The organism is Actinoplanes sp. NPDC051851 (assembly GCF_040681165.1).
Taxonomy (GTDB): domain Bacteria; phylum Actinomycetota; class Actinomycetes; order Mycobacteriales; family Micromonosporaceae; genus Actinoplanes.
In genome coordinates, this window is the sequence record NZ_JBFAYF010000052.1 from 20738 (window position 1) to 47296 (window position 26559).

The following is a 26559-nucleotide window of genomic DNA, read 5'->3' on the forward strand; positions in this document are numbered from 1 at the left end:
ACGAGACGCCGGACCGCGCGGGCGAACCGGTCAGGGAAGTTCCGGGACCTCGGGTGGAGTGGTGGCGCAGAGGGCCGCCGCCTCGTCGACGGGGATCCCGAGCATGCGCAGGACCCGGACGGCGAACTGGTCGGCGACGGCGCCCGCGTCGAGCCCGGGGTCGGCGTCGAGCATCTGCATCACGCCGAGCATGGCGCCGCCGGCGACCATGAAGGCGACGTCCGGGTCGCCGCCGTCGAACCGGCCCGCCGCCTGCGCGGCGGCGATGTCGGCGCGGGCGCGGCGCGCCATCCCGCTGTCGCTGAGCAGGATGGCGGTGCCGCTGTTCAGGATGACGCGGACCAACTCGGGGTGACGGCGCTGCAGGCGCCCGGCCATCCGGAAACTGACCGCGAAGACCTCCGCCGGATCCGTCAGCCCCTCGGCGAGGGTCGCCAACATCGCGGCGTAGCCGTCGAGAGCCACGCCGGCGGCCTCCTCCAGGAGCTGCTCCTTGGTCTCGAAGTGACCGTAGAACGTGCCGAACCCGACGTCGGCGGCATCCGTGATGTCCCGGATGCTGACGCCCACGCGCCCCTCGGCGAGAAAGCCCTGGGCGGCCCGGACCAGCGCCGCCCGGGTTCGCGCCTTACGCCGGTCCGCGCGCCCCGGTGTCGCGCCCGCAGGCTCTGTCCCCACTCCCACACACGGATAGTACAAGCAACCGACCGTAACCGATCAAACAATCGGTTCCGCTCGCTTGTTCTCAACCGGCGCGGTGCGCGTCCGATACAGGTGGCATGACAAGACACGGCACCCGCGGCGTGCTGATCTCGATGTGTTTCGCCCTGGTGCTCGTGGTCGCCTCGGTGTCCGCGCTCAACCTCGGGCTCCCGGATCTCGCGGTCGGCCTCAACGCCTCGAACGGCGAGCTGACCTGGATCGCCGACGGCTACACCGTCGCCCTGGCCGCCCTCGTCCTGCCGATCGGCGCGCTCGGTGACCGCTACGGACGCCGCAACGTGCTGGTCATCGGCACCGCGGTCTTCGCCCTGGCGTCAGCCGCCGCCGCACTGACCGACGCGGCCGGCGCGCTGATCGGATGGCGGGTGCTGATGGGCGTCGGCGCCGCCATGATCATGCCGGGCACCCTGTCGACCATCACGGCCGTCGTCCCCGCCGACAAGCGTGGTAAAGCCGTGGCGACCTGGTCGGGATTCGCGGCCGCCGGCTCGATCCTGGGCATGCTCATCGCGGGCGCGCTGCTGGAGAGGTGGGGCTGGGAGTCCATCTTCTGGGTCACCGCTCTCGCGGCGGTGATCGCCGGAGGACTCGCCGCGTTCCTGGCACCCGACACCCGGGAGGAGGAACACCACGGGCGCTTCGACATCGCCGGCGCTCTCACCACGTGCGTGGCCGTCGGCTCACTGGTGTACGCGATCATCGAGGGCAACGAGACCGGCTGGACCGACACCCCCGTCCTGATCGCCCTGGCACTCTTCGTGGCCGGCCTCATCGCCTACGTCGCCCTCAGCCTGCGCAACCCGAACCCGCTGCTGGACCCACGCCTGTTCACCCTGCGCGGCTTCACCACCGGAAGCCTCACCGTCGTCGTGCAGTTCATGGCCGTCTTCGGCTTCTTCTTCGTCGGCCTGCAATACCTCCAGCTCATCCTCGGCTACAGCCCCCTGCACAGCGCCGTCGCCCTGATCCCGGTCGCCGCCGTCGTCCTGCCGACCTCGCAGATCACCACCCGGCTGGTCCCCCGGTTCGGGCCGCGCGCCGTCATGACAACCGGACTGCTCCTGCTCGCCGCGGGCATGGCCTGGATCTCCCGCCTCGACACCGCGTCCGGCTACCTGCCCTTCCTCGCCGGCCTCATCCTCGCCGGTCTCGGCATGGGCCTGACCAGCACCACCGGCACCGACGCCATCGTCAGCTCGCTCTCCCGGGACAAGCAGGGCGTCGCCTCCGCGATGAACGACACCACCCGCGAAGTCGGCTCCGCCATCGGCATCGCCCTCATGGGCTCGGTCTACGGCAGCCACTACCGCGACTCCCTGAACGACCTCCCCGGCGCGCTGCCCACCACCGCCGTCGACACGATCAAGGAGTCCGCCGCCGCGGGACTCGTCGTCGCGCAGCAGGCCGGAGCCCTCGCCGACACCATCACAGCCGCCGTCGAGAAGGCCTTCATGGACGGCCTGTCAGCCTCGCTGATCGTCGTCGCCACGGTTCTCACCGTCGCCGCCGTCATCGTCCTGGTCCGGGCACCCGGCACGGCCATCGATCGCGATGAGGCCCCCGCCCCGCCGGCCGGAACTCGACGCCGGTCGCCGTGAGCTGCGACAGAGAGAACTTCACCGCCGATCCGGCCCCGTGCTGCCGGCGGGCTCGGCCGTCACCGTCCGCGAGATCAGTCGCGCTTCAGTGAGCTGATGGGTCCCCTGATTCCTGCGCACGGGTGTTGACGGCACTCGCAACACGACCTTAACGTAGCGGTCACTACAGCTGTAGTGACCGCTACGGCAATGCGGAGTGCCCCTTGCGAGGAGGCGGTGCATGCTCCCGGGAAAGACAGACCTGGCCCGATCGGAATCCGTGGTGCGGGCCGGTGCTCGCGAGATCTTCCTGACCGACGTCGCCCCGGCCGGCGGTCCGGGCAGGGCGTACCCGGTGGTGCTGTTGCACGGTGGCGGTCCGGGGGCGACCGGCGCCTCGAACTACGCGCGCAACATCGACGCGCTGGCCGAAGCCGGCTACCGCGTACTGGTGCCGGACATGCCGGGCTACGGCCGCTCCTCGAAGTCGGTGGACCACGGCGATCCGTTCGGGGATCTGGCCGTGTTCGTACGAGGGCTGCTCGATGCTCTCGATCTCGACAAGGCGCACCTGGTGGGCAACTCCTACGGCGGGGCGGCGGCGTTACGGCTGGCGCTGGACCGGCCGGACCGGGTCGAGCGGCTGGTCTTGATGGGACCGGGCGGGATCGGCACCACCCGGGCACTGCCTACCAAGGGACTCACCGCGCTGCTCGACTACTACGGTGGCGACGGGCCCTCACGGGAGAAACTGCGCACGTTCATCCGCGACTACCTGGTCTTCGACCCGGCTGGCGTGCCTGAGGACTTGATCGATCTGCGATACGAGGCGAGCGCCGACCCGGAGACCATCGCGAACCCGCCGCTACGGCGCCCAGCGGGCGGCCCGAAAGCGCTGCGGACCCTGATGCGGATGGACTTCACCCGGGACCGGGCACGGGTGGCGCGCTGCCCGGTGCCGACCCTGGTCGTCTGGGGAACCGAGGACAAGGTCAACCGCCCGTCCGGCGGCCCGTGGCTGGCGCACACGATGCCGCACTGCGACCTCTACCTCCTCGCCCGGACCGGGCACTGGGCCCAGTACGAACAGGCCGACCGGTTCAACGCCCTGCTGCTGGACTGGCTGTCGCGGTGAGGACCCGGCCGGACATCTTCGGGGCCGCCCGTCTGGGCTACCTGGTCGTGGAGTCGCGGCGGCTCACCGACTGGAACCGGTTCGGCGCGGACGCCATCGGCCTGCACGTCGACGAACTGACCCGCGACGTCCTGCGGTTCCGGCTCGACGACCGGCAGTGCCGGTTCCTGATCCAGCACGGCCGGGCCGAGGACGTGACCGCGACCGGCTGGGAGATCGACGACCACGACACCTTCGACGAGGTACTGAGGCGGGTCACCGCCGCCGGCCTGCCGGTCACCGAGGGCGGCGGCGAGCAGGCCGCGCTCCGCGGCGTCGAGCGGCTCTGGCGCTTCCCCGGGCCGAAGGGCGTCGCGACCGAGATCTTCACCCGCGCACACACCACCACCGCGCCGCTCCGGATGCGGAACACCGCGTTCGTGACCGGAGCGTCCGGAATGGGTCATGTCGCGATCACCACCACCCGGCCCGAGCGACTGCACACCTACTGGAACAACCTGCTCGACCTGCGGCTGTCCGACCGGATCACCGAGCGGATCGGGCCCGCGAAACTGAAGATCCGGTTCCTGCGCAGCGGGCAGCGCCATCACAGTGTCGCCCTGGCCAACGTCGCCGGGCTGCGGATCGACCCGATCCGGACCTCGGTACAGCACGTCAACATCGAGGTCGCCGGCCTCGACGACCTCCTCGCCGCCTTCCACCGGGTCACCGACCTCGGGTTCGCGATGGCCTGGTCGATCGGGCAGCACACGAACGACCGTGAACTCTCGTTCTACTGCGTCACCCCGTCCGGCTTCGAGCTGGAGATCGGCTGGAACCCGGTCCTGGTCACCCCGGAGCTGGAGGCCACCTGGGAACCGAGCCATTACGAGGGCATCTCGATCTGGGGCCACACGGTCGTCGGTGACCAGGTGGCGACCCTGATGAGCCGATTCCAGGGTGTCGTCCGCTCGCTGCGTGACCGCGAGGAGACCGTGCCCGCCCTGTCGTCCCTGCCCCGAGGAGCCCGCCGGTGAACGACCACTACGACGTCACCGTGATCGGTTACGGCCCGGCCGGAGTCACCGCGGCCAACCTTCTCGGCCGTCTCGGGCTGCGCGTTCTCGTCCTGGAACGCGACCCGGACGTCTACGCCCGCGCCCGCGCGATCTCCACCGACGAGGAGGTGATCCGGATCTGGCAACGCGTCGGCCTGGCCGGGAAGGTGACCGCCGACATGCTCGCCGGACTGCCGTTGACGTTCGTCGACGCCGCAGGACGTACCTTCCTGCATTTCACGCCGGAGTCGTTCGGCAACGGGTATGCCCCGCAGTGGTTCATCTACCAGCCCGCGCTCGAGCGGATACTGCGCGCCGGCGTCGAGCGGTACCCGAACGTCGACGTGCGGCTCGGCCACGAATGCACCGGGCTCGACCAGGACGACGACAGGGCCGTCGTCACCTTCCGGGCCGTCTCCGGCGGCGCGGACCAGCGGGCGTCCTCGGCCTACGTGATCGCCGCCGACGGTGGTTCCAGCCCCACCCGGTCCCGGCTGGACGTCGGCTTCGAGGGCCGTACGTACGAGGACCGGTGGGTCGTGATCGACACCAGGGTCGTGCGGGAGTGGCCGGAGATCGGCCGCCTGCGGTTCCACTGCGATCCGGAGCGCCCGGCGGTCGACTGCCCCACCCCGCTCGGGCACCACCGATGGGAGTTCCCGGTCCTACCCGGTGACGACGAAGCCGCCCTGACCAGCACCGAGGGCGCCTACCGGCTGCTGGGGCGGCACGGGATCGGCCGCGAGCAGGTCGAGGTGCTGCGGGCGGTGGTGTACAGCCATCATGTCCGGTTCGCGGCCCGGTGGCGGGTGGGACGGGTATTCCTGGCCGGCGACGCGGCGCACGTGATGCCGCCGTGGATCGGTGAGGGCATGGCTTCCGGCGTACGGGACGTCGAGAACCTGTGCTGGAAGCTGGCGACCGTGCTCACCGGTGACTGGCCCGCCACGGTGGCCGAGGAGCTACTCGGCTCCTACGAGAGCGAACGGATGCCGCACGTGCGGGCGGTCACCAGGGCCGCGGTGAACGTCGGCCGGCTGATCACCGAACGCCGTCGCCATGTGACAGCCGTCCGTGACCCGCTGGTCCGGACCGTGATGCGCCTACCGGGGGTCGGACCGTACCTGACGCGCGGCGGATGGTTCCCGGTCACCCGATTCACCACCGGTTTCCTGTCCGGCACCGGCGCCCGCCGGGTGATCGGCGCTCACGTTCCGCAGCCGTGGGTGCTCGGCGAGGACGGCATCCGTACCCGGCTCGACGACGCGCTCGGTCACCTCGGCTGGGCCGTCCTGCGGATCGGACCCGATCCCGGTCCGGTTCAGAGTTCCTGGGTCCAGGCCGGTGTCCGGGTCCTGCGACTCCGCGCGGCCGGCTCCGACCCCGGCCCCGGCGCGCTCGTCGACATCGACAACGTCCTCGTCGACTGGGCTTTCGAGCGGAAGGTCACCGCGTTGGTGCTGCGCCCGGACGCGATCGTCTACGCGGCGGTCACCGGCGGGCGGGAACTGCCGCCACCCCCGGCATCGACCATCCCGGCCCTGATTCCGGCGAACAAGGTGAGACCCGCATGACGACCCTGATCATCACCGACGAGATGCGTCGGGCCGCTGACCGGCTGCGCCGCGCCGAGCAGGACCGGAGCCCCTGCACGCCGGTGCGTGAGCTGTTCGGCAGCCCGTCGGCCGCGACCGGGTACGGGGTGCAGTCCCTGCTCGTCCGGGACTGGCTGGCCGAGGGCCGCCGGCCGGTCGGCCACAAGATCGGGCTGACGTCTCCGGCGGTGCAGGCCCAACTCGGCGTGGACCAGCCCGACTTCGGGGTGCTGTTCAAGGACATGGAGTGCCCGCCGGACATACCGATCGACGTCGGCCGGCTGATGCAGCCCCGGATCGAGGCGGAGATCGCGTTCATCCTCGGATCCGGTCTCGACCACGACCACATCGACGAGGACGCCGCCCGTTCGGCCGTCGACGTGGTGGTGCCCGCTCTGGAGATCGTGGACAGCCGGATCGCAGGTTGGAACATCACGATCGCCGACACGATCGCCGACAACGCTTCCAGCGGCCTCTACGTCCTCGGGCGGACCCGTACCCGAATTAATGATCTTGATTTGCGGCGCGTCGGCATGCGGATGAGCGATGGCTCCGGCGACGTGGTCAGCACCGGATCGGGCGCGGCCTGCCTGGGCGACCCGATCACCGCGCTGGTGTGGCTGGCCCGTACCAGCCGCGACCTGGGCAACCCGCTGCGCGCCGGTGACCTCGTGCTCTCCGGCGCGCTGGGCCCGATGGTCCCGGTCACCCCGGGCGCGAGCTTCACCGCGACCCTGACCGGACTCGGCGACGTCCACGCACGATTCACCGAAAAGGGCGACCGGCGACACCGGCCGACATGATCCTCGACATCGCGGCCGGCCCGCCCCTACATTCGGGAGCGACCACTACAGGAACGAATCGCAGGACGTGACACGGATGAGCGAGCCCCGCAAGCAGCGCGCGAACGGCATCGAGTCGCGGCGGCGCATCCTCGACGCCGCTGCCGAGATCGCTGCCGAACGAGGCTACGAAGGCACCGGCATCGCCGCCGTCAGTGCCCGCTGCGGACTGCCCGCCAGTTCCATCTACTGGCACTTCAAGGACAAGGACGACCTGATCACGGCCGTCATCGAACGCAGTTTCGAGACATGGCTGACCGCGATGGAGCTGCCCGGCGAGCAGGGCGACAGCCCGCGGGAACGGGTCGTCCGGATGGCCGCGGCCGTCGCCCGATCCCTGGTCGGCACCCCGGACTTCCTGCGGCTGGGCCTGATGCTCGCCCTCGAACGCCGACCGGAGGAGCCGCGCGGGCGCACGGTGTTCCTCCAGATCCGCAGCGTCGCTCGCGGCAAGGTCGCCGAGATCGCCGCGGCTCTGCTGCCGGAGCTCGACGACGCGTCGATCGCGCTGCTGGCGACGTATGCGGTCGCCGCCGCCGACGGCCTGTTCGTCGCCCACCAGACCGAGGGCGACGAGATCGACCTGGTCCGCCTCTTCGAACTGCACGCGCACCTGGTCTTCGACGCGGCCGAGCACCTGGCCCACTCCCGGAACGGAAGCCCGTGACCACTCGCATCGACGTACACCAGCACGTGATCCCCGAGTTCTACCGCGAAGCGCTCGCCGCCGCCGGGCTGGAGCAAGCCGGTGGCCGGACACTGCCCGCCTGGACGCCGCAGGGCGCCCTGGACCTGATGACAACCCTCGGCATCGCCACCGCCCTCCTGTCGGTGTCCACCCCGGGTACCGGATTCCTCGACGATCCCGACGCCGCGGCGGCCATGGCTCGCCGGCTCAACGACCACAGCACGACGCTGGCGGCCGCCCATCCCGGGCGGTTCGGCTGGTTCGCCACGCTCCCGCTGCCCGACGTCACCGCGGCCCGAACCGAAGCCGCCCATGCGCTCGACGCCGGTGCCGACGGCGTGGTCCTGCTCGCCAACAACCGCGGCACCTACCTCGGCTCCCCCGGCCAGGACGACCTGTTCGCCCTCCTCGACGAGCGCGCCGCCGTCGCCTTCGTGCACCCCGCCGAACTCCCGGCCCCGGCCGTCGACGGCATCCCACCGTTCGCCGCGGACTTCCTGCTCGACACCACCCGCGCCGCCTACCTGCTGGTACGGAACGGCATCGTGCGCCGCTACCCGCGGATCCGGTTCATCCTCAGCCACGCCGGCGGTTTCGTCCCGTACGCCAGCCATCGCATGGCCCTCACCATCGCCGAGGCCGCCGCCCGCAGCCCGCTGGACGTCCTCGACGATTTCCGCGGCTTCTACTTCGACACCGCCCTGTCCTCGTCACCCGCGGCGTTACCGTCCCTGCTCGCCTTCGCCCGGCCCGGCCACGTGCTCTTCGGCAGCGACTGGCCGTTCGCGCCGAGCATCGCCGGGCAGTACTTCGCCAACGGCCTGGAGACCCATCCGGGCCTCACCCGCGCCGACCACGCGGCCGTCGACCACGGCAACGCCGCGGCCCTGTTCCCCCGGCTCGGGCAGGGTCCCACGATCGTCCCGGCACCCTCGGCGCTCCGGCGCGTGCACACCGCCGTGCAGCGCGGGGTGGCGCGGGCCGTCTTCCGGCTCGTCCAGCCGCGATAGGAACCGGCGGCTCGGTGGCCGCGCGAACACCATTCAGCATGAAACGCTCGAAGATCGGATCGCCGCATGATGGATCTCCGGGTCACCCTGCTACGCCGTTAGGGAAGCACCGGGCCGTTCCGGCCGTCCGGGGGCCTGAGTGGCCCGGCCGGCCGGGCCACGTGCGGTCGGCGCCGGGCCCGGGATCCGGCGCGGCGGTCAGGGCACCGGGGCCGGCCGGGTGAGAGCGGCGGCGATGGCGTCGCGGGCCGCGTCGCGGAGGGCGTCGACGCCGTCGAAGTCGGCCGGGGACAGGGGTGGCAGGGCCTGGACGCGTGCCCGGATGTGGGAGCGCAGGATCAGGCCGTGGCGCGGGAGTGCCTCGCGGGTGCCGTGCACGGCGATCGGGATGACCGGGACCCGATGGCGGACGGCCAGATCGAAGGCGCCGTTCTTGAATGGCTGGAGCGTGCCGTCGGAGGTGCGGCGCCCCTCGGGAAAAATCATCACGGGCGAGCCGGCGGTCAGGTGGCGGTCGCAGTGGGCCATCATCCGGCGGACCGACTCGGCGCGGCCGCGGACCAGCGGGACGTAGTCGTTGAGACGCATGTTCCAGCCGATCAGCGGAACGGTGAAGATCTCCTGCTTGGACACCCATTTGTAGGGACGGAACAGGCCGAAGAGAACCAGGATGTCGATCAGCGACGCATGATTGGCGACCAGCACCGCGGAACCATGCCAGGGCAGGATATCGCGTCCGGTGACGCGCAACCGCCAGAGCGGATTCGCGTACACGTAGAAAGAGGCCCACGCACTCGAATAGAGATGGAGCGCCACCCGCCGCCGGTCGAACGGCAGCGTCAGCAGCCAGACGACGAGCGCGCCGGCGAAGAAGACCGGGCAGGTGACGGCGATCAGCGCCCAGTAGGCCACCGAGAAGACCCGCAACATGAGCGTCATCCTAGCGTCGTCGGCCGAACACGCTGCGACACGGCACCATTCCGAGAATGATGTATTGAATTATGTGGACACGATTGTTGACAATGCGGCACTTATTTCAGGGAAATCTCAGGCACAGCTCCCTCATAGATTCAGCTGTTTGTATAGGCGTCATCCGAACGGAGAAAACCATTCTCCGGTACGGATTAAATGGCCCCAACAGCCCAGCGGCGCCGTGCTTCCCGGCGCCGATCGGAGGATCAGTGAAACAGCAGCACGAACCGACGTATCAGGGACGTCGCCTTCCCAACCCCAATGAGGAGGTGTTCGACCAGGGCCTGGGCTTCGACCTCGGCACGCTGATGGGTCGCCGCAATGTGCTGCGCGCCTTCGGCATCGGTGCCGCCACGCTCGGTCTCGCCGCGTGCACCAACGAGTCGGAGAGCACGACCAGCAGCGAAGCGGCCACCTCGTCCTCCTCGTCGTCGACCTCGTCGACCGAGATCCCGGACGAGACCGCGGGACCGTACCCGGGTGACGGCTCGAACGGTCCGAACGTCCTCGAGGAGAGCGGCATCGTCCGGAGCGACATCCGCTCCAGCTTCGGCGACGCGTCGTCCACCGCCACCGGCGTGCCGATGACCCTCGAGCTGACCATCACCGACCTGGCCAACAGCGGCGCCGCGTTCAAGGACGTGGCGGTCTACGTCTGGCACTGCGACAAGGCCGGCCTGTACTCGATGTACTCCGAGGGCGTGACCGAGGAGAACTACCTGCGCGGTGTGCAGGTGGCGGACACCGACGGCAAGGTGACCTTCACCAGCATCTTCCCGGCCTGCTACACCGGCCGGTGGCCGCACATCCACTTCGAGGTGTACTCCAGCAAGGACGACATCACCGACTCCACCAAGGCGATCGCCACCTCCCAGGTCGCGCTCCCCAAGGAGATCTGCGACGTGGTCTACAAGGAGACCGGCTACGAGGCGTCGGTGACGAACCTCGGCCAGCTCACCCTGGCGACCGACAACGTGTTCGGCGATGACAGCGCGGCCAAGCAGATGGCCACCGTCACCGGCGACGTGAGCAGCGGATACACCGTCAAGCTGACCGCTCCGGTGGACACCGCCACCCAGCCCACCGGCGGCGCGGCACCCGCCGGTGGCGGCGCGGCCCCGTCGGGCGGCCCGGGCGGCGGCGGCACCCCGCCGTCGGGCGCTCCCGGTGGCGGCGGCCCGGGCGGCGCCCCGCCGAGCGGCGCCCCGAACGGCGCTCCGCCGAGCGCGGCCTCCTGACGTCGACGGGCCCCGGGCTTCCTCACGCCCGGGGCCCGCGACCTTTCCCGCGGGCCGTCAGACACCCGAAACGCCGCCGGGGAGCGTGACCACGGCCGGGCGGGCGGTCTGCGCGGCGCGTGCCCATGGCACATGATTTATGCGGCCATAGTTATACAAAGATGACTTTCTTATCTTTCGGGCCATCCGGCACCCAGACTTCGACGACGGTCGCTGGATTCCGGTCACCGCGTGTATGCTCTGCCTCACCCCGGTCGAGGGAAGGTGGGTTTCCATGGGGAGCACCGACACCGGCTCCAACCTGATCGACATCACGCGGGTGCCGCTGGAGGACCTCGCCGATCTGGAGTCGCCCGCATTGCGCAGAGTGATCTCCGCGCTCGCGGAGGAGGCCCGTCGGCCCGAACCCGAGCACCCGTTCGACTTCAGCTCCGCCGTGTGACACATGCTCGCTGCTCCTGCTCGCGAGGTGGTCCTCAAGCTCCACGAGCGGTGCAACATCGCCTGCGACCACTGCTACATGTACGAGGCCGCCGACCAGGGCTGGCGCGCCCGCCCGATGCGGATGCCCGCGACGACCGTGGCACGGACCGCCGACCGGCTCGCCGAGCACGCCCGGACCCACGGCCTGGACGCCGTCCGGGTCGTCCTGCACGGCGGTGAGCCGTTGCTCGCCGGTGTCGCAGGGGTGGAGGCGGCGATCCGGACCTTCATCGAGGCCATGCCGGCCGGTGTGCGCGTGGAGTTCGCCGTGCAGACCAACGGCATCCTGCTCACCGAGTCGTTCCTGGACCTCTTCCGGCGCCATGGGGTCCGGGTCGGCGTGAGCCTGGACGGCGACCGGGCGGCCAATGACCGGCACCGCCGTTACGCGAACGGCCGGAGCTCGTACGACGAGGCGGTGGCCGGGATCGCGCGCCTGGGTCAGCCGGTCAACCAGCCGATCTACGGCGGGCTGCTCTGCACGGTCGACCTCGCCAACGACCCGGTCGCCACCTACGAGTCGCTGCTGGAGCATCGGCCGCCACGCATCGACTTCCTGCTGCCGCACGGCAACTGGGCGTTTCCGCCGCCCGGGCTCGCGCCGCGCACCGGCACGCCGTACGCCGACTGGCTGATCGCGATCTTCGACCGGTGGTACGCCGCCCCGGTCCTGGAGACCGAGATCCGCATCCTCGACTCGATCATGTCGCTGCTGCTCGGCGGACCGGCCACCACCGAGATGCTGGGCCTGCGCCCGCCGTCGGCCGTCGTGGTGGAGAGCGACGGAACGCTGGAGGGCAACGACGCGCTGAAGACCACCGCCGACGGCGCCGCAACCGGGCTCTCCGTGCACACGAACACCCTCGACGACATGCTGGCGCACCCGGCGATCGCGCAGGCCCGGCAGGGCATCGAGGGTCTCGGTCCACAGTGCCGCGCCTGCCCGGTGGTCGGCGTCTGCGGCGGCGGCCTGCACGCCCACCGCTACGCGGCCGGTTCCGCCGGCGGCGACTTCAGCGGACCCTCGGTCTACTGCGACGACCTCTTCGCCCTGATCGGCCACGTCCGGAACCGCCTCGCCGCCGACCTGTCCCGCACCCCCGCCTGATCATGGCGGGGCCGGAGCTGTGTCTCTCCGGGGAGCAGATCGACGAGATCGCTTCCGGTCAACCCGGGTCGGCGACGCTGGCGCTGCTGCGTACCGGGCAGGCGGCGCTACGCCGGACGCTGCTGGTCGCCGCGTACCGGCACGTGGGCGAACCTGGCGCCGCCGCGCGCGCTCTGATCGGCCGGGCCGCCGGAGCCGCGCGGGAGCCGGTGGAGGAGATCGTCACCCGGCCATTCGCCCACGACTGGGGTCTGCGGGTGCTGGCCGCTCCACCCGAGGAGGCCCTTCGCGAGCTGAATATCCTGGCCGCAGCGGTCGCGCTACGCGCCGGGATAGATCTCGACGTCAGCCTGACCGCTCCGGACGGCGAACTCTTCCTGCCCGGCGCCGGGCTCGCCGACGGACTGCACTGCGCCACGATCGCCGTCCGGCAGACCGGTGGCGCGATGACTCTCGGGTGCCCACATCCCGGCGTGCCGCCGCCACGGTGGTCGCCGGTCCGCACGCTCGCCGTCGCCGAGGACTGGAACGTCGTCCTGGAGGATCAGGAGCCGCGCCGGATCACTCTCGGACAACCTCGCGCGATCACACCGTCGGCGGTCCGCGCCGCCGAGCAGCTGCTCCGTCCGGCCTGGTCGGCGGTCGAGGCCGTCTTCCCGGGGTACGCCCCGACCGTGCGCCACCTCCTGCGAACGCTCTCGCCGCTGGCGGGGGACGGGTCCGCGGCGACCAGTTCCTCCTCCCCGGTCGCGTGCGGCTGTGTCGCGCTGGACCTCGGCGTCCCGATCGAGATCGCCGCGCTGCTGCTGATCCACGAGACCCAGCACAGCCTGCTGACCGCCGCCGAGGACCTGACCCCGCTCTGCGGCGAGCCGGGCGGCGAACGGTTCCGGGCCCCGTGGAAGCACACGCCCCGCCCGGCTCCCGCGATGCTCCAGGGCGTCTTCGCCCACGCCGCGGTGATCGACTACTGGCTGGCCCGGCGGCACGCCGACCCGGACGACCGGGAGGCGCTCTGGCAGTTCGCCTACCTTCGCGAGGTCACCGTCCCGGCGATGCACGACCTGCGCCCCGCCGCCGCGCTGACCGCCGCAGGCCGCCGCCTGCTGGACGGTCTGATCGAGCGCGGCGCGGCCTGGTCCACCGTGGACGTGCCGGCGGACGTGGCGGACCTGGCCCGGCGTGCCGGAACCGCGGAGGCGACCCGATGGCGCCTGGCGAACCTGCGCCCGGCGGACGGGGAGGCCGAACTCCTGGCCACCGCCTACCTGGCGGGCGCCGGACGTCCTACCCCGGCCGCGCCCCGCCGGGAGGGGCAAGCTCCGCCCCCACCGGCCCCGGGTGGCGTCATCGGGCGCCTGCACGCGGCCGGCCGCGGCCACGGCACGGTTCCCGATCATCCCGATCTCACGGAGGCGCTGGAGTCCGTCGGCACACGCCCCACGGACGACGAGGCGTGGATCGTCCTCGCCACGGCAGCCGGTGCTCCCCGGCTGCTGGCCGAACGACCCGATCTGGTCAGGGAAACTCTGCTCGTCATGCGCGCACGGCAGGGCCCGGCGGCTCCCCCGGCGGACCGGCTGGCCGCCTGGTTGTCGGGCGGCGAATGAGCCTTGCCCGTTCGCGGCATGGTGGCACCCTGATGAGTCGGCATACCATCCATCACACGATGTCGACGACCGCGAATGGGCCGGGAATCGTTGATGAGCCACGGAAGACGCCGTCCGGACGGTGACCGCGCCATGGGCCGCGTGGTGGTGTGATGGTCACGACCTCGCGGCGGGCCCTGCCACCGCCGCCCGTCTTCTTCGTCAGCTACGCGCGCCCGCCGGGACGGCCACCCGGCGAGGGCGGCAGGCTCACCGACCCGATGACCGACCACCGGGACTTCTTCGCCGATCTGAAGAGCTGCGTGAACCAACTGCTGCCGATCCCTGCCGGTCACCCGGTCGGCTTCATGGACACCGGCCTGGAGGCGGGCGCCCGGTGGACCGATGAGCTGCTGCTCAATCTCGCCGGGTGCCGGGTGTTCATCGCTCTGCTCTCGGCACGGTACGTACAACTCAGCGCCTGGTGCCCGATGGAGTGGGACTACTTCGCCCGCCGCTCGGTCAGGTCGAAGCCGAACACGCTCGCCCGGCCGAACGCCACCGCGATCATCCCGGTGCTGTGGGCGCCGGTCGCCGCGCCGATGCCGCCGATGGTGGCCCGGATCCAGCGGTTCACCCCGCCCCTGGTGGTCGATCCGCAGCACCGGCTCATGTACGAATCCGAGGGGGTACTGGGTATGCAGCAGCTCGACCGGAGCGCGTACACGGCCCTCGTCTGGACGCTGGCCCGCGAGGTCCAGAACGTCTGGGCCAACCTGGAGGTACAGCCGTCGGCGCGGCGGACGACCACGGGCCTGATCCGATCCTTTCCGGCCGGTGCATGATGGCCCCCGCCGACAGCTGCTACTTCCTCCTGAGCTACGCACGGGTGCCGCCGATGGCGGGCGCCGCCCCACCCGGGCGTGACCCCCTGGTCACCACGTTCTTCGGCGATCTGACCCGGGCGGTCGCGGAACGGGCGAGCGGCGGCGATGCGCGGATCGGACTGTACGACGGCTCGGCGCCTCCCGGGACGGACGGGCCCGAAACGCTCCGGCGCGCTCTGGAGCAGGCCGAGGTGCTCGTCGTCCTGGCCTCTCCCCGCTACCGGCACAGCACCTCGGCCACGCGTGAGCTGGACGCCTTCACCCGACGGGTGGCGGCGGCCGGCGCCACCCTCGGGGAACACGTCGAACAGGTGCTGTGGCTGCCGTTCCCGGCGGGCACGCCGGTACCCCGGGGGCTCCAGGACCGGGACGTCCCGAAATATCACGAGGTGGGCCTCGCCGTGCTCTGTCACGCGGGCCGACTCAGCGGACCCGACGCACTGCCCGAGTATCGCGACGCCTACCGGGAGATCGTCCGGCGGATCGCGGGCCGGATCGTGGACGCCGCCGAACGGGCGCCCATGGGCCCGTCGCCGATCTCCGGCTCGCTCACCGAGGACCCGGTGGATCCGCGAGCAGCCGATCTCCTCATCGCGATCGACGCGCCGTCCGGTTCGGCGCCTGTCCCAGGCTCGGACCGTACCGCCTACGGCGCCGAGCCCGCCGACTGGGCGCCGTACGCGCGGAGCCGGTCCTACCCGATCGCCGGGCAGGCGATCGCGGTGACGACACGGCTGGACCTCACGGCGGCGGTCACCAGCGTCGCGGGCGCGGCGCGGCTGTGGCGGGGGAAACCCACGGTCCTCCTCGTCGACGTCTGGCTCCTGGCCGACCAGGTACGCGCCGGCGAACTCGCCGGCATCCTGGACGGCCTGCCGAGCTGGGTCGTACCGCTGATGATCGTCGATCGAGACGACCGGGCCGGCGCCACCCGTGTCGCGGACCTCCGCCGATCGGCGCTCGCGCTGCTCGGCCGTGGCGCCGACCCCGAGACCTCGGTGGCCGACACCGCCGAGCGGTTCCACGACCTCATGCCGGCCCTCGTCACCCGGGCCCGGAGCAACTACCTCCACACCATGCCCCGCACCTATCCGGATCGGCGCCGGCTGGGACCACCGGGAGACTAACCGCGAGAGGCGAGGACCGATGACGATCATCACCTTCTACTCGTTCAAGGGCGGCACCGGGCGCACCATGGCCCTGGCGAACGTCGCCTGGATCCTCGCGGCCAACGGCAAGCGTGTCCTCGCCGCCGACTGGGATCTGGAGTCGCCCGGCCTGCCCCGGTACTTCGCGCCCTTCCTCAGCCCGGGCACCCTGGAGAGCAACCGCGGTGTCCTCGGTCTGCTCCAGGATCACCAGAGCGCGATGATGAGCCTCGGCGGCAGCGGCCGGGAACCGGACCACGCCGGAATCGTCGACCTCGACGCCCGGGTGCTTCCGCTCGCATGGAACCACTTCCCGGAGGGCGGCGGGCTCGATCTCCTCCCGGCGGGCAGGCTCACCAGGGACTACCGGAGCATCCTCGACGGCATCGACCTGGGTGACTTCTTCACCCGGCTGGACGGGGCGAGGTTCTTCGAGGTTCTGAGCGCCGAGATGACGAGCCGGTACGACTACGTCCTGATCGACAGCCGTACCGGTTACAGCGAGGTCGCCGACGTCTGTGTCCTGCATCTACCGGACGTACTGGTCGACTGTTTCACCCTCAACGAGCAGGGCATCGACGGCGCCATCGCGGTCGCCCGGAGCGTCGAGGAACAGCGCCGCGACGTCCGGATACTGCCCGTCATGATGCGCGTCGACCCCGCGGAGAAGGCCAAGATGGACGCGCGCAGGGCCTTCGTCAAGGACCGCTTGCGCGGGCTTCCGGAGACACCGGACCAGGAGAGCCGCGATCAGTACTGGAACCGGGTGTGGATCCCGTACCAGGCGTACTACTCGTTCGAGGAGGTCCTGGCCGCCTTCGGCGACGCGCCGGGCTCGCAGAACACCATGCTCGCCGCGTACGAGACGCTGACGTCCGCGATCACCCACGGGGCGGTCGGCCGTCTCCCGTCGATGCCGCTGGAACGGCGCCTCCGGGTGGAGCGGCAGTTCCAGCAGCGGGTGACCCTGGCCGAGACCAGCGTCACGCTGCGGTACGCCACGACCGACCAGGCGTGGGGTGAGTGGATGACCGCTCTCCTGATCCGGGCCGGGGTCGACGTCATCGACCTCACCACGGATCCCGGCGCGGACACGGCGGGCAGCCGCGACCTCCTGATCGTCGCCGAGACGCCCGAGTCGCTGGCAGCCCTGCGCTGGTTCCCGGCCGACCCGAGCCGTCCCGAGCCGTTGGTGGTGGGCGTCGGCGACTCCGTGCTGGCCCGCCCGCACGCGATCTCGCTGGCCGGCAAGGACGAGAAGACCGCGGCCGACGCCGTACTACGACTCATCGGCTGGTACGGGACGCTGCCGCCCGGCACGGCCGGCAGCCGCTATCCGAACGGTGAGACCCTGATCGTCAATCTGGAACAGCGCAACGTGGGTTTCACCGGCCGTGAGGAGGCGCTGACCGGTCTCCGCCGGCAGTTGCTCTCGAACGGTACCGCGGCGGGGCAGCCCGGCACCGCCGTCGTCGTGCTTCAGGGGCCGGGCGGCATCGGCAAGACCCAGATCGCACTGGAGTACGCGCATCGCTACCGTGACTCCTATGACCTGGTCTGCTGGGTCACCGCGGATCCGGTCACCGCCATCGAGACCCAGCTGGGTGCCCTCGGTGTCCGGATCGGTGTGCCGCCTCCGCTGACCGGCGGTGGAACCGGGTATGCCCACACCGTGCTGGACATGCTGGCCAGGGGCGCCACACCGCATCGAAACTGGTTGCTCATCTACGACAACGCCGAGGATCCCGAGCCGCTCCTGCCGTTTCTCCCGCACGGCGGCTGCGGGCACGTCCTGGTCACCGCGCGCACGCCGGAGTGGAGCAGCCGGGCCGAGACCCTGCCGGTCGGCGGGTTCAGCCGGGCCGAGAGCGTCGATCACCTCCACCGGCGGGTGAAGGCCGGCACGCCGGAGGACGCCGCCCGGCTCGCCGAGCAGCTGGATGATCTCCCCATCGCGATCGATGCCGTGGCAGCCCTGCTCGCCGACGGCTCGTACACGATCGCCCAGGTCCTCGGCCTGATCCGCCGGGCGGGGGCCGAGACGACACCGCTCCGGACCATCTGGGCGGCGTCGCTCGGCCGGTTGCGGGAACGCTCACCCGGGGCGTACCGGCTCCTGCAGCTCATCTCGGTCATGGACACCTCGGTCGCGCGCGAGCTCATCGACAGCAACGAGATCGCCGAGGCGCTGACCCCGATCGACCCTGGACTACAGGACCGGATGGCGCGCAGCCGCCTCGTCCAGGCGATCAGCCGGCTCGGCCTGGCCCGGACCGATCGGATCCGCGCGGATCGGTCGACCGACGACCTGGGCGGCGCCCGGGTCACCGTCCACCGGCTGATCCAGCAGTTCGTCCGGGACACCATGACCGGTGAGGAGCTGAACGCCACCCGCCACCAGGTGCACGTCGCCCTCGTCCAGTACCGTCCGGGTGGCGAGGTGGAGGACCCGGCCACCTGGCCGGCCTTCCGCGTGCTCTGGTCGCATCTCGCCCCCTCCGGCGCCGAGCACTGCGAACGGGCGCCGGTCCGGCAGCTCCTGATCGATCAGATCCGCCACCTCTGGCTGGTCGGCGACTTCCTTCACGGCCGGACCCTGGCGGAGCGGATCGAAGGGGTGTGGCAGCACCGCCTCCGGGACACGGCCGTCGCGGAGTCCGACCGGCGGGCACTGCGCCGGCAACTGCTCGACCTCCAGTTCAACAAGGCCAACCTGATCCGCAGCATGGGTGACTTCGCCGGTTCTCTCGCCGTCGACCAGGCGGTCCTGGCCGGCTCGCGGGAACTGACCGAGGACCCGCACGACCTCCTCGTCCTCGCGGCCGCCAACAGCCTCGGCGGCGATCTGCGCGGGCTCGGCCGCTATCAGGAGGCCCTCGATTCCGACCGGCAGACGTACGAGGCTCTGGCGGAGGAGGTCGGTGAGGAGCACCAGCGGACTCTCGCCAGCCTGAACAACCTGGCCGTGTCACACCGGCTGATGGGCGACTACCGGCAAGCACGGGATCTCGACGAACGGGTGCTGAGCCGGCGCCGGGCCGCTCTCGGCGAGCGGCATCCGCACACTCTGCAGTCCATGGGGCACCTCGGACGGGATCACCGCGAGGAGGGGGACTACGGCACGTCGGTGGCGATCCTGGAGGAGACGGCCGCACTGTTCGGCGAGAAGCTCGGCCGGGACTCCCGGGAGGCCCTCAACGCCGACGTCAACCTGGCCATCTCGCTGCGCTGCGCCGGCGATCTCACCCGTGCACGGATGTTGCTGGACCGCGCGTACAACCGCCTCAGCCTCGGCCTGCGCACCGCGCCGGACGCGCTGGCCTGCCGCCTCAGCCGGGCCGTGTCGATGCTGAGCCAGGCCGCGTCCGAGGCCAGGGAGGAGATGATCGCCGTGCTCTACGACTTCACGACCGCACAGGGAGCGCCGCACCCGCAGACGCTGGCCTGCGCGAACAACCTCGCGATGGCCGAGTTGCTGAACGACGACCCCCGGGAGGCCCACCGGCTCGCCGGCGAGGTCGCCCCCGAGCTCGCGGAGGTGGTGGGTGCCGACCATCCGTACACGCTGACCGCCGAGGCGAACCTGGGCCTCGCCACCGCGTCGTGCGGCGACCACGCGCGCGCCCGGGAGATCCTGTCCGACGTGGTACGCCGCACCGTCACAAGACTCGGCGAGAACCATCCGGACGTCCGGCTCTATCGGGCGAACCTCGAACTGATCGGGGAACGGCCGGTCATGGACGCGGTCCGGGAGGGGAGACTCCGGCCGCGCCTGATCGATCCGCTGCCGTTCTGAACGGCCCGGAACGCTCCGCCAGGTGGCTGTCCGCCAGATAGCAGTAGACACTCGTCAGTGTGTCGACACGCAACGTGACGCGTCACTACTATCCACCTGTATCGACCACGGAGGATGGCGGCCCATGGCGTCGGTACCCTTCCACGACGACGGAGAGCGGCTCGCGGCCGATCTGAACGGGCTCGGTCTCGACGGTGTCCCCGGCATGCTGGTGCACGTCTCCATGCGCAGCGTCGGACCGGTGGCCGGCGGCTGTGCGACCCTGCTGCGGGCGATCCGGGACGCCGCGGGTGAGCAGGCCACGCTGGTGGTGCCGACCCACACCGCGAACAACTCGACGACCAGCCGCAGCCACCTCGCGGCGACCGCCGGGCTCTCCCCGGAGGGCCTGCGGGACTACCTCGCGGGGTTGCCCGGCTTCGACCCTGACACCACGCCCTCCTACCGGATGGGCGCCTTCGCCGAGCACGTCCGCACTCACCCGGATGCGCTGCGGTCCGCGCATCCACAGACGTCGTTCACCGCGCTCGGGCCCGGGGCGCACGCGTGGACGACCGTGCACGCGCTCGACTCCCACCTGGGCGAGGAGTCACCGATCGGGGCGCTCTACGACGCGGGCGCACACGTTCTCATGATCGGTACCGATTTCACCGCGTGCACCGCGTTCCACCTGGCCGAGTACCGGCTGGCCGACCCACCGCCGAAACGCGAGTACCGCTGCTTCGTCCAGGGCCCGGACGGCCGGGACGAACTGAGTTTCTTCGAGATCCACCTGGACGACACGGATTTCCTGGAGCTGGGCGCGGCGTTCGCCGCCGATCCCTCGGTACGCCGCGGCCGGATCGGCGGCGCCGAGGCGCTGTCGTTCCCGCTCCGCCGGGCGGTCGACTTCGCGGTCACCTGGATGTCCGCCCACCGCGACACCGGGACGGCGGGCCGATGACACCGCCCCGGAGACCCACGAAGCAGCGGCCGCCGATCGCCGAGCCGGTCTTCTTCCTCAGCTACGCCCGGGCCACCACCCTTCCGCTGCGGACCGGCGGCGGGCGGATCGACCCGGCCGGGGAGCAGCGCGCGTTCTATCTGGACCTGGTCACCCGGGTCAACCAGCTGGTCCCACGATCGGCGGGCGCGGAGGTCGGCTTCATGGACCAGGACATCGAGGCCGGGACGCGGTGGAGCGAGGAGTTGCTGCGCAACCTCCGGGGCTGCCGCGTCTTCGTGGCCATGCTCTCCCCGCACTATCTCGCGCGAAGCCAGTGGTGCCCGATGGAGTGGGACTTCTTCGCCCGTCGTGAGGTCCGGGGCGCGAAAGGCTCGACGGCACAGCCCAACGCCACCGCGATCGTTCCGATCCTCTGGGCGCCGGTGGTGACCTCGATGCCCGCGTCCGTACGGGAGGCCCAGCGGTTCACACCACCGCTGGTCTCGTTGCCGGAGCACAAGAGGCTGTACGAGTCCGAGGGGGTGCTGGGCCTGCAGCATCTCGACCAGGGTGCGTACACGACGTTCGTCTGGAACCTGGCCCGCCAGATCCAGACCATGGAGGCCGACGTGGACGTACTGCCCTCGACCCGGCGGACGGTCCGCGGGCTGCGCCGCACCTTCGGGGACGGTGCCCGATGACGCGGCCCGGCACGTACTACTTCTACCTCAGCTACGCGCAGGTGCCGCCCCTGGAGTTCCCCGGCGAGACGCTGGCACCGGAGGACCGTCTCGTCGACCTCTTCTTCGAGGACCTGTCCCAGCGGGTCGCGGACCTGGCCAGCGCCCGCGATGCCCGGATCGGCCACTACCAGAGCACCGTCGCCGTCGGCACCGAGTGGAAGGACGCCCTGCACGCGCTCGGCCATGCCCAAGTGCTGGTGCCGCTCTACTCACCGCGATACCTGGCCAGCGCCTGGGCGGTCGAGGAACACTACTCCTTCGAGAAGCGGCTCCGCGCCGCGAACGCCGATCCCGAACGGCACATCCAGTCGGTCCTCTGGTTGCCCTTCCCCGGCGGTGCCGGCCACCCGCCCCTGACGAACGGCCTGAGGTTCCGCGATGAGGAGATCCCGTACTACATGGAGCTCGGTCTGGCCGCACTCTGCGACGCCGGGCGGATCGACCAGCCGGCCCGGGTGCCCGAGTTCCGCGACAGCTACGACCGGTTCGTCGACCAGCTCGCGCACCGGATCGTGAACACCGCCGAGAACACGCCGATCCGGTCGGCCGTCCTGACCGGCGACCCGCCCGAGGCGGTCGCCGACCCCGCCGACGCCCATCTCCTGATCGCCGTCCACGCACCGGGACGGGGCGACCCGGAGGAGTGGGAGCCGTACGCGGAGAGCCCCGGCACCGCCATCGCACGACAGGCCCTGCTGGTGGCGCGACGGCTCGATCTCTCCGCGGCGGTGGTCACCCTGCCCGGCGCCGCGGATCTCTGGCACGGCAAGCCGACGATCCTGCTCATCGACGTCTGGTCCCTGTCGGACAGGGACGCGGCGGCAGCCCTGGAGTCGGCCCTGCGCGCCATGCCGCACTGGGTGATCCCGTTGATCATCGTGGACGGCGCCGACCGGGCGAACGCGTCGCGCGTCGTGGAGCTCCGGGCCCGCGCCCTCGCTATGCTCAGCCGCGGCGGTCACGCCCCCGTCACCCCGGTGGCCGAGGACGCCGGCGGTTTCCGGGAGATCCTGCCCGCGCTGGTCGCCCGGGCCCGGAACCGCTTCCTGCACGAGTTGCCGCGGGCCTACCCGGGCCGGCCCCGGCTGGGAATGACCGAACCACGCCGCGTGCCCTGGAAGGGCGAGGACTGATGTCAACAGAGCCGACCGGCAAGGTCGTGACGTTCTATTCCTTCAAGGGCGGCACCGGCCGCACCATGGCGCTCGCCAACATCGCCTGGATCCTGGCGGCCAACGGCAAGCGGGTGCTGGTGGTGGACTGGGATCTCGAGTCGCCCGGTCTGCACCGGTACTACTCGCCGTTCCTCCGCAAGGCCGACGTCACGGAGAGCACGGGCGTCATCGGCATGGTGCACGCCTTCCAGAACGCCTGGATGCGCTACCTCAGCGAGGGCAAACGTTCGCCGGTGCCGGACATCACGGCCCACGCCGACCCGGCATCACACATCGTCCCGGTGGAGTGGGAGCACTTCAAGGACGGCGGCCGCCTCGACCTGCTGCCGGCCGGCACGCTCAACACCGACTACACCACCGCCCGCACCGGCCTCAACTGGGACGACTTCTACGAGGGCACCAACGGCGGCGCCTTCTTCGACGCCCTGCGTGCCACCATGCGCAACCGGTACGACTACGCCCTGATCGACAGCCGGACCGGCCTGAGCGACATCGCCGCGATCTGCACCGTGCAGATGCCGGACGTACTCGTCGACTGCTTCACCCTGAACGAGCAGGGCATCGAGGGCGCCGCCGCGGTCGCCAGGCAGGTGGACGGGCACCGGCACGGCATCCGCATCCTGCCGGTCCCGATGCGGCTGGACCCGGCCGAGAAGGCGAAGTCGGACGCCACCCGGGCCTTCGCGAAACAGTCGTTCGAGGGCTTCCCCGCGGCGGCCGACCAGGACGCCCGGGACGCGTACTGGGACCGGATCTTCGTCCCGTACCAGGCCTTCTACAACTACGAGGAGCGGCTGGCCGCCTTCGGTGACGTGGCCGGTTCCCGGGACATCATGCTGGCCGCGTACGAGACGCTCACCGCCGAGCTCACCGGCGGCGAGGTCACCGCGCTGCCCAGGATTGACCCGGACGACCGGATGCGGATCAACGACCGGTACGAGCGCCGGCTCACGGTGGCGGAGAAGAGCGTCACCCTCCGGTACGCCCAAGGCGACCGGATCTGGGCCGAATGGCTCACCGACGTGCTGAACCGGGCCGGCATCCGGGTGGCGGACGCAGCCGCCGACACGAGCCCGACCGTCTCCGGGCACCGGGATCTCCTGATCGTCTCGGAGCGGTCCGAGGCGAACCCGGACCTGCGGCTCTCCTCGGCGAGCCTGATCCGGCCGAACGCCCTGGCGGTCTGTCTCACCGACAGCGCGCAGACCGCGCTGCTGGCCGACCGGCGCGCGACCTTCCTGACCGGCCTCGACGAGGCGGGCTCGGTGGACGCCGTGCTCCGCCTGGTCGGGCGGCCGGAGGGCCTTCCGTCCGGCGCGCGCGGCAGCGGCGTCCGGTTCCCCGCCCAGGAGCCGTCCGTCGCCAACCTGGAGCCACGCAACCAGCGGTTCACCGGGCGGGAGGCCGACCTGGTCAGCGTCCGTGAACATCTGATGACCGGCGGTGCGGTGGCGTTGCAGGGCATGGGCGGCATCGGCAAGTCACAGATCGCCCTGGAGTACGCCCACCGCTTCCGGACCTCGTACGACGTGGTGTGGTGGATCGGCGCCGACCCGATCGCCTTCATCGACACCCAGCTGGTCGACCTCGGGAAGAGGCTGGGCCTCGCGTTCCCGGAGACCGGCGCGGCGATCCAGAACGCGCAGACCGTGGTCGAGGCGCTCGGCCGCGGCACCCCGTACCGGCGCTGGCTGCTGATCTTCGACAACGCGGAGGAGGCCGAGAAGATCCAGCAGTTCCTGCCGCGGGAGACCGGCCACATCCTGATCACCGCGCGGACCACGGCCTGGACCGAGCGGATGGCCGTGCCCAGCATCACGGTGGACGTGTTCGCCCGGACCGAGAGCATCGAGCTGCTCCTCGGCCGGCTGTCGTCGATCAGTGCGCGCGAGGCGGACGACCTCGCCGAGGCGCTCGGCGACCTGCCGATCGCGGTGAACGCGGCCGCGGCCTTCCTCGCCGAGACGAAGTTCTCGGTCGAGTACCTCCTCGACGCGATCGGGCGGACCGGCCCGGACGCCCTGCCGATCCCCTTCGACGAGCAGGGCGACGACGAGCCCCGCATCCGCCCGGTCCAGGCGATCTGGGACGCGTCCATCGCCCGGCTGCTGACCCGGTCGCCGGCCGCGTACCGGCTGCTGCAGCTCTGCTCGCTGATGGACACCTCGGTCGCGCTCGACTTCGTCTACAGCGACGAGCTCACCGAGACGCTGCTACCGTTCAACGCCGGTCTCCGCGAGCGCATGCTCCGGGGCCGGCTGGTCCAGGACCTCAGCCGACTCGCGCTGGCCCGTACCGATGGACAGGGCAGCGGCGGGCGGGCCGGCGGGCGGATCACGGTGCACCGGCTCATCCAGCACATGGTCCGGTCCCGGATGACCCACGACGAGCTCAACGAGACCCGGCATCAGGTCCACCTCGCGCTGGCCCGGTTCCGGCCCGGCGGCGAGGTGGACAACCCGGAGACCTGGCCGGTCTTCCGGATGATCTGGCCGCACCTGGAACGCGCCGACGCGGTCTCCTGCCCGGACGAGGCGGTCCGCCAGTTGCTCATCGACCGGGTGCGCTACCTCTGGCTGGTCGGTGACTTCCAGCGTGGCCGGGATCGCGCGGCGCAGACCGAGAAGGTCTGGCGCGCGCGGCTCGCCGAGCTGATCGCGACCGGTCAGGAGGGCGGCGACGACGAGCAGGACCTGCGCCGCCAGCTGCTGCACCTACGGGTCAACCTGGCGAACGTGATCCGCTCGCTCGGCGAGTTCACCGAGTCGCTCGCCATCGACCAGGAGGTGCTCGCCGAGCAGCGGGCGGGCCTCGGCGAGGATCACCCGCTCACCCTGGCCACGGCCGGTGGCCTCGGCGGTGACCTGCGCGGGCTGGGGCACTACCAGCAGGCTCTGGAGCAGGACCAGCGGACCTACGATCTCTGGCTGGAGGCGTTCGGCGAGGACCATCCGCGGACCCTGGCCAGCCTGAACAACCTGGCCACCTCGTACCGCCTGATGGGCGACTACCGCAAGGCGCTCGAACTCGACGAGCGGGTGCTGCGCGGCCGCGAGGTGATCCTCGGCAAGCGCCACCCCAACACGCTGCTCTCCATGGGGCACCTCGGCCGTGACCTGCGGGAGGCCGGCGAGTATCAGCGCTCGGTCACCCTGCTGCGCCTGGTGGCCCAGGCGTTCACCGAGGAGATCTCGGCGGACGCCCGGCACACCCTCAACGCCAACGTGAACCTGGCCATCTCGATGCGCAGCAGCGGCCGGGTCGAGGAGGCCCAGCGGCTCTTCGACCACGCGTACGGACACCTGAGCGAGACCTTTCCGACCGCACCGGACACCCTGGCCTGCCGCCTGAGCCGGGCGGTGACGCTGCTCGGGGTCGCGAACCAGCAGGCCCACGAGGAGCTGCGGGTGGTACACGCCTCGTTCCACCAGCGGTACGGCCCCGAGCACCCGCACACCCTGGTCGCGATGAACGACCTGGCCATGGCCCTGCTCACCGGCGAGGAGAAGGAGGAGGCGTACGACCTGACCCGGCAGGCCGCCTTGGACTTCGGGAGGTTCCTCGGCATCGACCATCCGTACACGCTGGCCGCCGAGACGAACTACGGGGTGTGTCTGGCCGAGCAGGGACGGGGGCAGGAGGCGCTGGCCCTCCTGACGGACACCGCGCAGCGGGCCGCCGAGACGCTCGGCGAGTCGCACCCGGACACCCTGACCTGTCACGCGAACATCGCGCTGATCACCGAGCGCGCCGTCGGCTCCGGCAACGCGTCGGCGGCGATCGGTGATCGGCTCGCCCAGAAGGCCGGGTCCGCGCACCCGACGGTCGCGGCGATCGAGGCGCGGCAGCTGGTCAAGCGGGTGATCGACCCGCTGCCGTTCTGAACGG

20 protein-coding genes are annotated in these 26559 nt (G+C 71.1%); 18 read left to right on the forward strand and 2 right to left on the reverse strand.

The genetic code is table 11. From position 1 onward, the window contains the following. Positions 1 to 30: 30 nt before the first annotated feature. Positions 31 to 684 carry a TetR/AcrR family transcriptional regulator gene (locus AB0M08_RS35915; protein ID WP_364503465.1) on the reverse strand — a complete coding sequence of 218 codons (654 nt, stop codon included), beginning with the start codon at positions 682 to 684 and terminating at the stop codon, positions 31 to 33. 95 nt (positions 685 to 779) lie between these two features. Between AB0M08_RS35915 and AB0M08_RS35920 the strand changes: the two genes are divergently transcribed. From AB0M08_RS35920 to AB0M08_RS35950, 7 genes are all read left to right on the forward strand, one after another. Beyond that, the gene (locus tag AB0M08_RS35920) at positions 780 to 2321 is read left to right on the forward strand and encodes an MFS transporter (RefSeq protein ID WP_364503467.1); all 1542 of its coding nucleotides are present in this window, start codon (positions 780 to 782) and stop codon (positions 2319 to 2321) included. A gap of 220 nt (positions 2322 to 2541) precedes the next feature. Continuing rightward, positions 2542 to 3435 carry an alpha/beta fold hydrolase gene (locus AB0M08_RS35925; RefSeq protein WP_364503469.1) on the forward strand — a complete coding sequence of 298 codons (894 nt, stop codon included), beginning with the start codon at positions 2542 to 2544 and terminating at the stop codon, positions 3433 to 3435. Further along, positions 3432 to 4451 (forward strand): VOC family protein, encoded by a 1020-nt coding sequence (locus AB0M08_RS35930; RefSeq protein WP_364503470.1) that lies wholly within the window; start codon positions 3432 to 3434, stop codon positions 4449 to 4451. Before AB0M08_RS35925 ends, AB0M08_RS35930 begins: the two co-directional genes overlap by 4 nt. Continuing rightward, positions 4448 to 6046: a bifunctional 3-(3-hydroxy-phenyl)propionate/3-hydroxycinnamic acid hydroxylase gene (locus AB0M08_RS35935; protein WP_364503472.1), complete on the forward strand. Its 1599-nt coding sequence runs from the start codon at positions 4448 to 4450 to the stop codon at positions 6044 to 6046. Before AB0M08_RS35930 ends, AB0M08_RS35935 begins: the two co-directional genes overlap by 4 nt. After that, positions 6043 to 6870 carry a fumarylacetoacetate hydrolase family protein gene (locus AB0M08_RS35940; protein WP_364503475.1) on the forward strand — a complete coding sequence of 276 codons (828 nt, stop codon included), beginning with the start codon at positions 6043 to 6045 and terminating at the stop codon, positions 6868 to 6870. The genes AB0M08_RS35935 and AB0M08_RS35940 overlap by 4 nt, the downstream gene beginning before the upstream one ends. Positions 6871 to 6946: 76 nt before the next feature. After that, the gene (locus AB0M08_RS35945; RefSeq protein ID WP_364503478.1) at positions 6947 to 7576 is read left to right on the forward strand and encodes a TetR/AcrR family transcriptional regulator; all 630 of its coding nucleotides are present in this window, start codon (positions 6947 to 6949) and stop codon (positions 7574 to 7576) included. Beyond that, positions 7573 to 8607, forward strand: a complete 1035-nt coding sequence (locus AB0M08_RS35950; RefSeq protein ID WP_364503481.1) for an amidohydrolase family protein — start codon at positions 7573 to 7575, stop codon at positions 8605 to 8607. Before AB0M08_RS35945 ends, AB0M08_RS35950 begins: the two co-directional genes overlap by 4 nt. A 198-nt stretch (positions 8608 to 8805) precedes the next feature. Here the strand turns inward: AB0M08_RS35950 and AB0M08_RS35955 are convergent, their stop codons facing one another. Then, positions 8806 to 9537, reverse strand: coding sequence for a lysophospholipid acyltransferase family protein (locus AB0M08_RS35955; protein ID WP_364503484.1), 732 nt, complete (start codon positions 9535 to 9537; stop codon positions 8806 to 8808). A gap of 311 nt (positions 9538 to 9848) precedes the next feature. On the opposite strand from AB0M08_RS35955, the gene AB0M08_RS35960 reads away from it, so the two are divergent. From AB0M08_RS35960 to fxsT (AB0M08_RS36010), 11 genes are all read left to right on the forward strand, one after another. After that, complete coding sequence (locus AB0M08_RS35960; protein ID WP_364503487.1) at positions 9849 to 10817, forward strand: intradiol ring-cleavage dioxygenase; 969 nt, start codon at positions 9849 to 9851, stop codon at positions 10815 to 10817. Positions 10818 to 11091: 274 nt separating this feature from the next. Continuing rightward, complete coding sequence (fxsA, locus tag AB0M08_RS35965; RefSeq protein WP_364503490.1) at positions 11092 to 11259, forward strand: FxSxx-COOH cyclophane-containing RiPP peptide; 168 nt, start codon at positions 11092 to 11094, stop codon at positions 11257 to 11259. Between the two features lie 3 nt (positions 11260 to 11262). Next, a complete protein-coding gene (locus AB0M08_RS35970) occupies positions 11263 to 12408 on the forward strand; it encodes an FxsB family cyclophane-forming radical SAM/SPASM peptide maturase (RefSeq protein WP_364503492.1) in 1146 nt (381 codons plus the stop codon). A gap of 2 nt (positions 12409 to 12410) precedes the next feature. Beyond that, the gene (locus tag AB0M08_RS35975) at positions 12411 to 14018 is read left to right on the forward strand and encodes an HEXXH motif-containing putative peptide modification protein (RefSeq protein WP_364503495.1); all 1608 of its coding nucleotides are present in this window, start codon (positions 12411 to 12413) and stop codon (positions 14016 to 14018) included. Positions 14019 to 14170: 152 nt separating this feature from the next. Continuing rightward, positions 14171 to 14842: a toll/interleukin-1 receptor domain-containing protein gene (locus AB0M08_RS35980; protein ID WP_364503498.1), complete on the forward strand. Its 672-nt coding sequence runs from the start codon at positions 14171 to 14173 to the stop codon at positions 14840 to 14842. Further along, positions 14839 to 16011 (forward strand): FxsC protein, encoded by a 1173-nt coding sequence (gene fsxC, locus AB0M08_RS35985; RefSeq protein WP_364503501.1) that lies wholly within the window; start codon positions 14839 to 14841, stop codon positions 16009 to 16011. Before AB0M08_RS35980 ends, fsxC begins: the two co-directional genes overlap by 4 nt. Before the next feature lie 19 nt (positions 16012 to 16030). Further along, positions 16031 to 19828 (forward strand): FxSxx-COOH system tetratricopeptide repeat protein, encoded by a 3798-nt coding sequence (fxsT, locus tag AB0M08_RS35990; protein WP_364503504.1) that lies wholly within the window; start codon positions 16031 to 16033, stop codon positions 19826 to 19828. Positions 19829 to 19952: 124 nt separating this feature from the next. After that, the gene (locus tag AB0M08_RS35995; protein ID WP_364503507.1) at positions 19953 to 20771 is read left to right on the forward strand and encodes an AAC(3) family N-acetyltransferase; all 819 of its coding nucleotides are present in this window, start codon (positions 19953 to 19955) and stop codon (positions 20769 to 20771) included. Then, entirely contained in the window at positions 20768 to 21454 is a 687-nt protein-coding gene (locus AB0M08_RS36000) for a toll/interleukin-1 receptor domain-containing protein (protein WP_364503510.1), read from the forward strand. The genes AB0M08_RS35995 and AB0M08_RS36000 overlap by 4 nt, the downstream gene beginning before the upstream one ends. After that, on the forward strand, positions 21451 to 22629 hold the full coding sequence (locus AB0M08_RS36005) for a hypothetical protein (protein WP_364503513.1): 1179 nt from the start codon (positions 21451 to 21453) through the stop codon (positions 22627 to 22629). The genes AB0M08_RS36000 and AB0M08_RS36005 overlap by 4 nt, the downstream gene beginning before the upstream one ends. Then, positions 22629 to 26555 (forward strand): FxSxx-COOH system tetratricopeptide repeat protein, encoded by a 3927-nt coding sequence (gene fxsT, locus AB0M08_RS36010; protein ID WP_364503516.1) that lies wholly within the window; start codon positions 22629 to 22631, stop codon positions 26553 to 26555. Before AB0M08_RS36005 ends, fxsT (AB0M08_RS36010) begins: the two co-directional genes overlap by 1 nt. Positions 26556 to 26559: the final 4 nt, after the last annotated feature.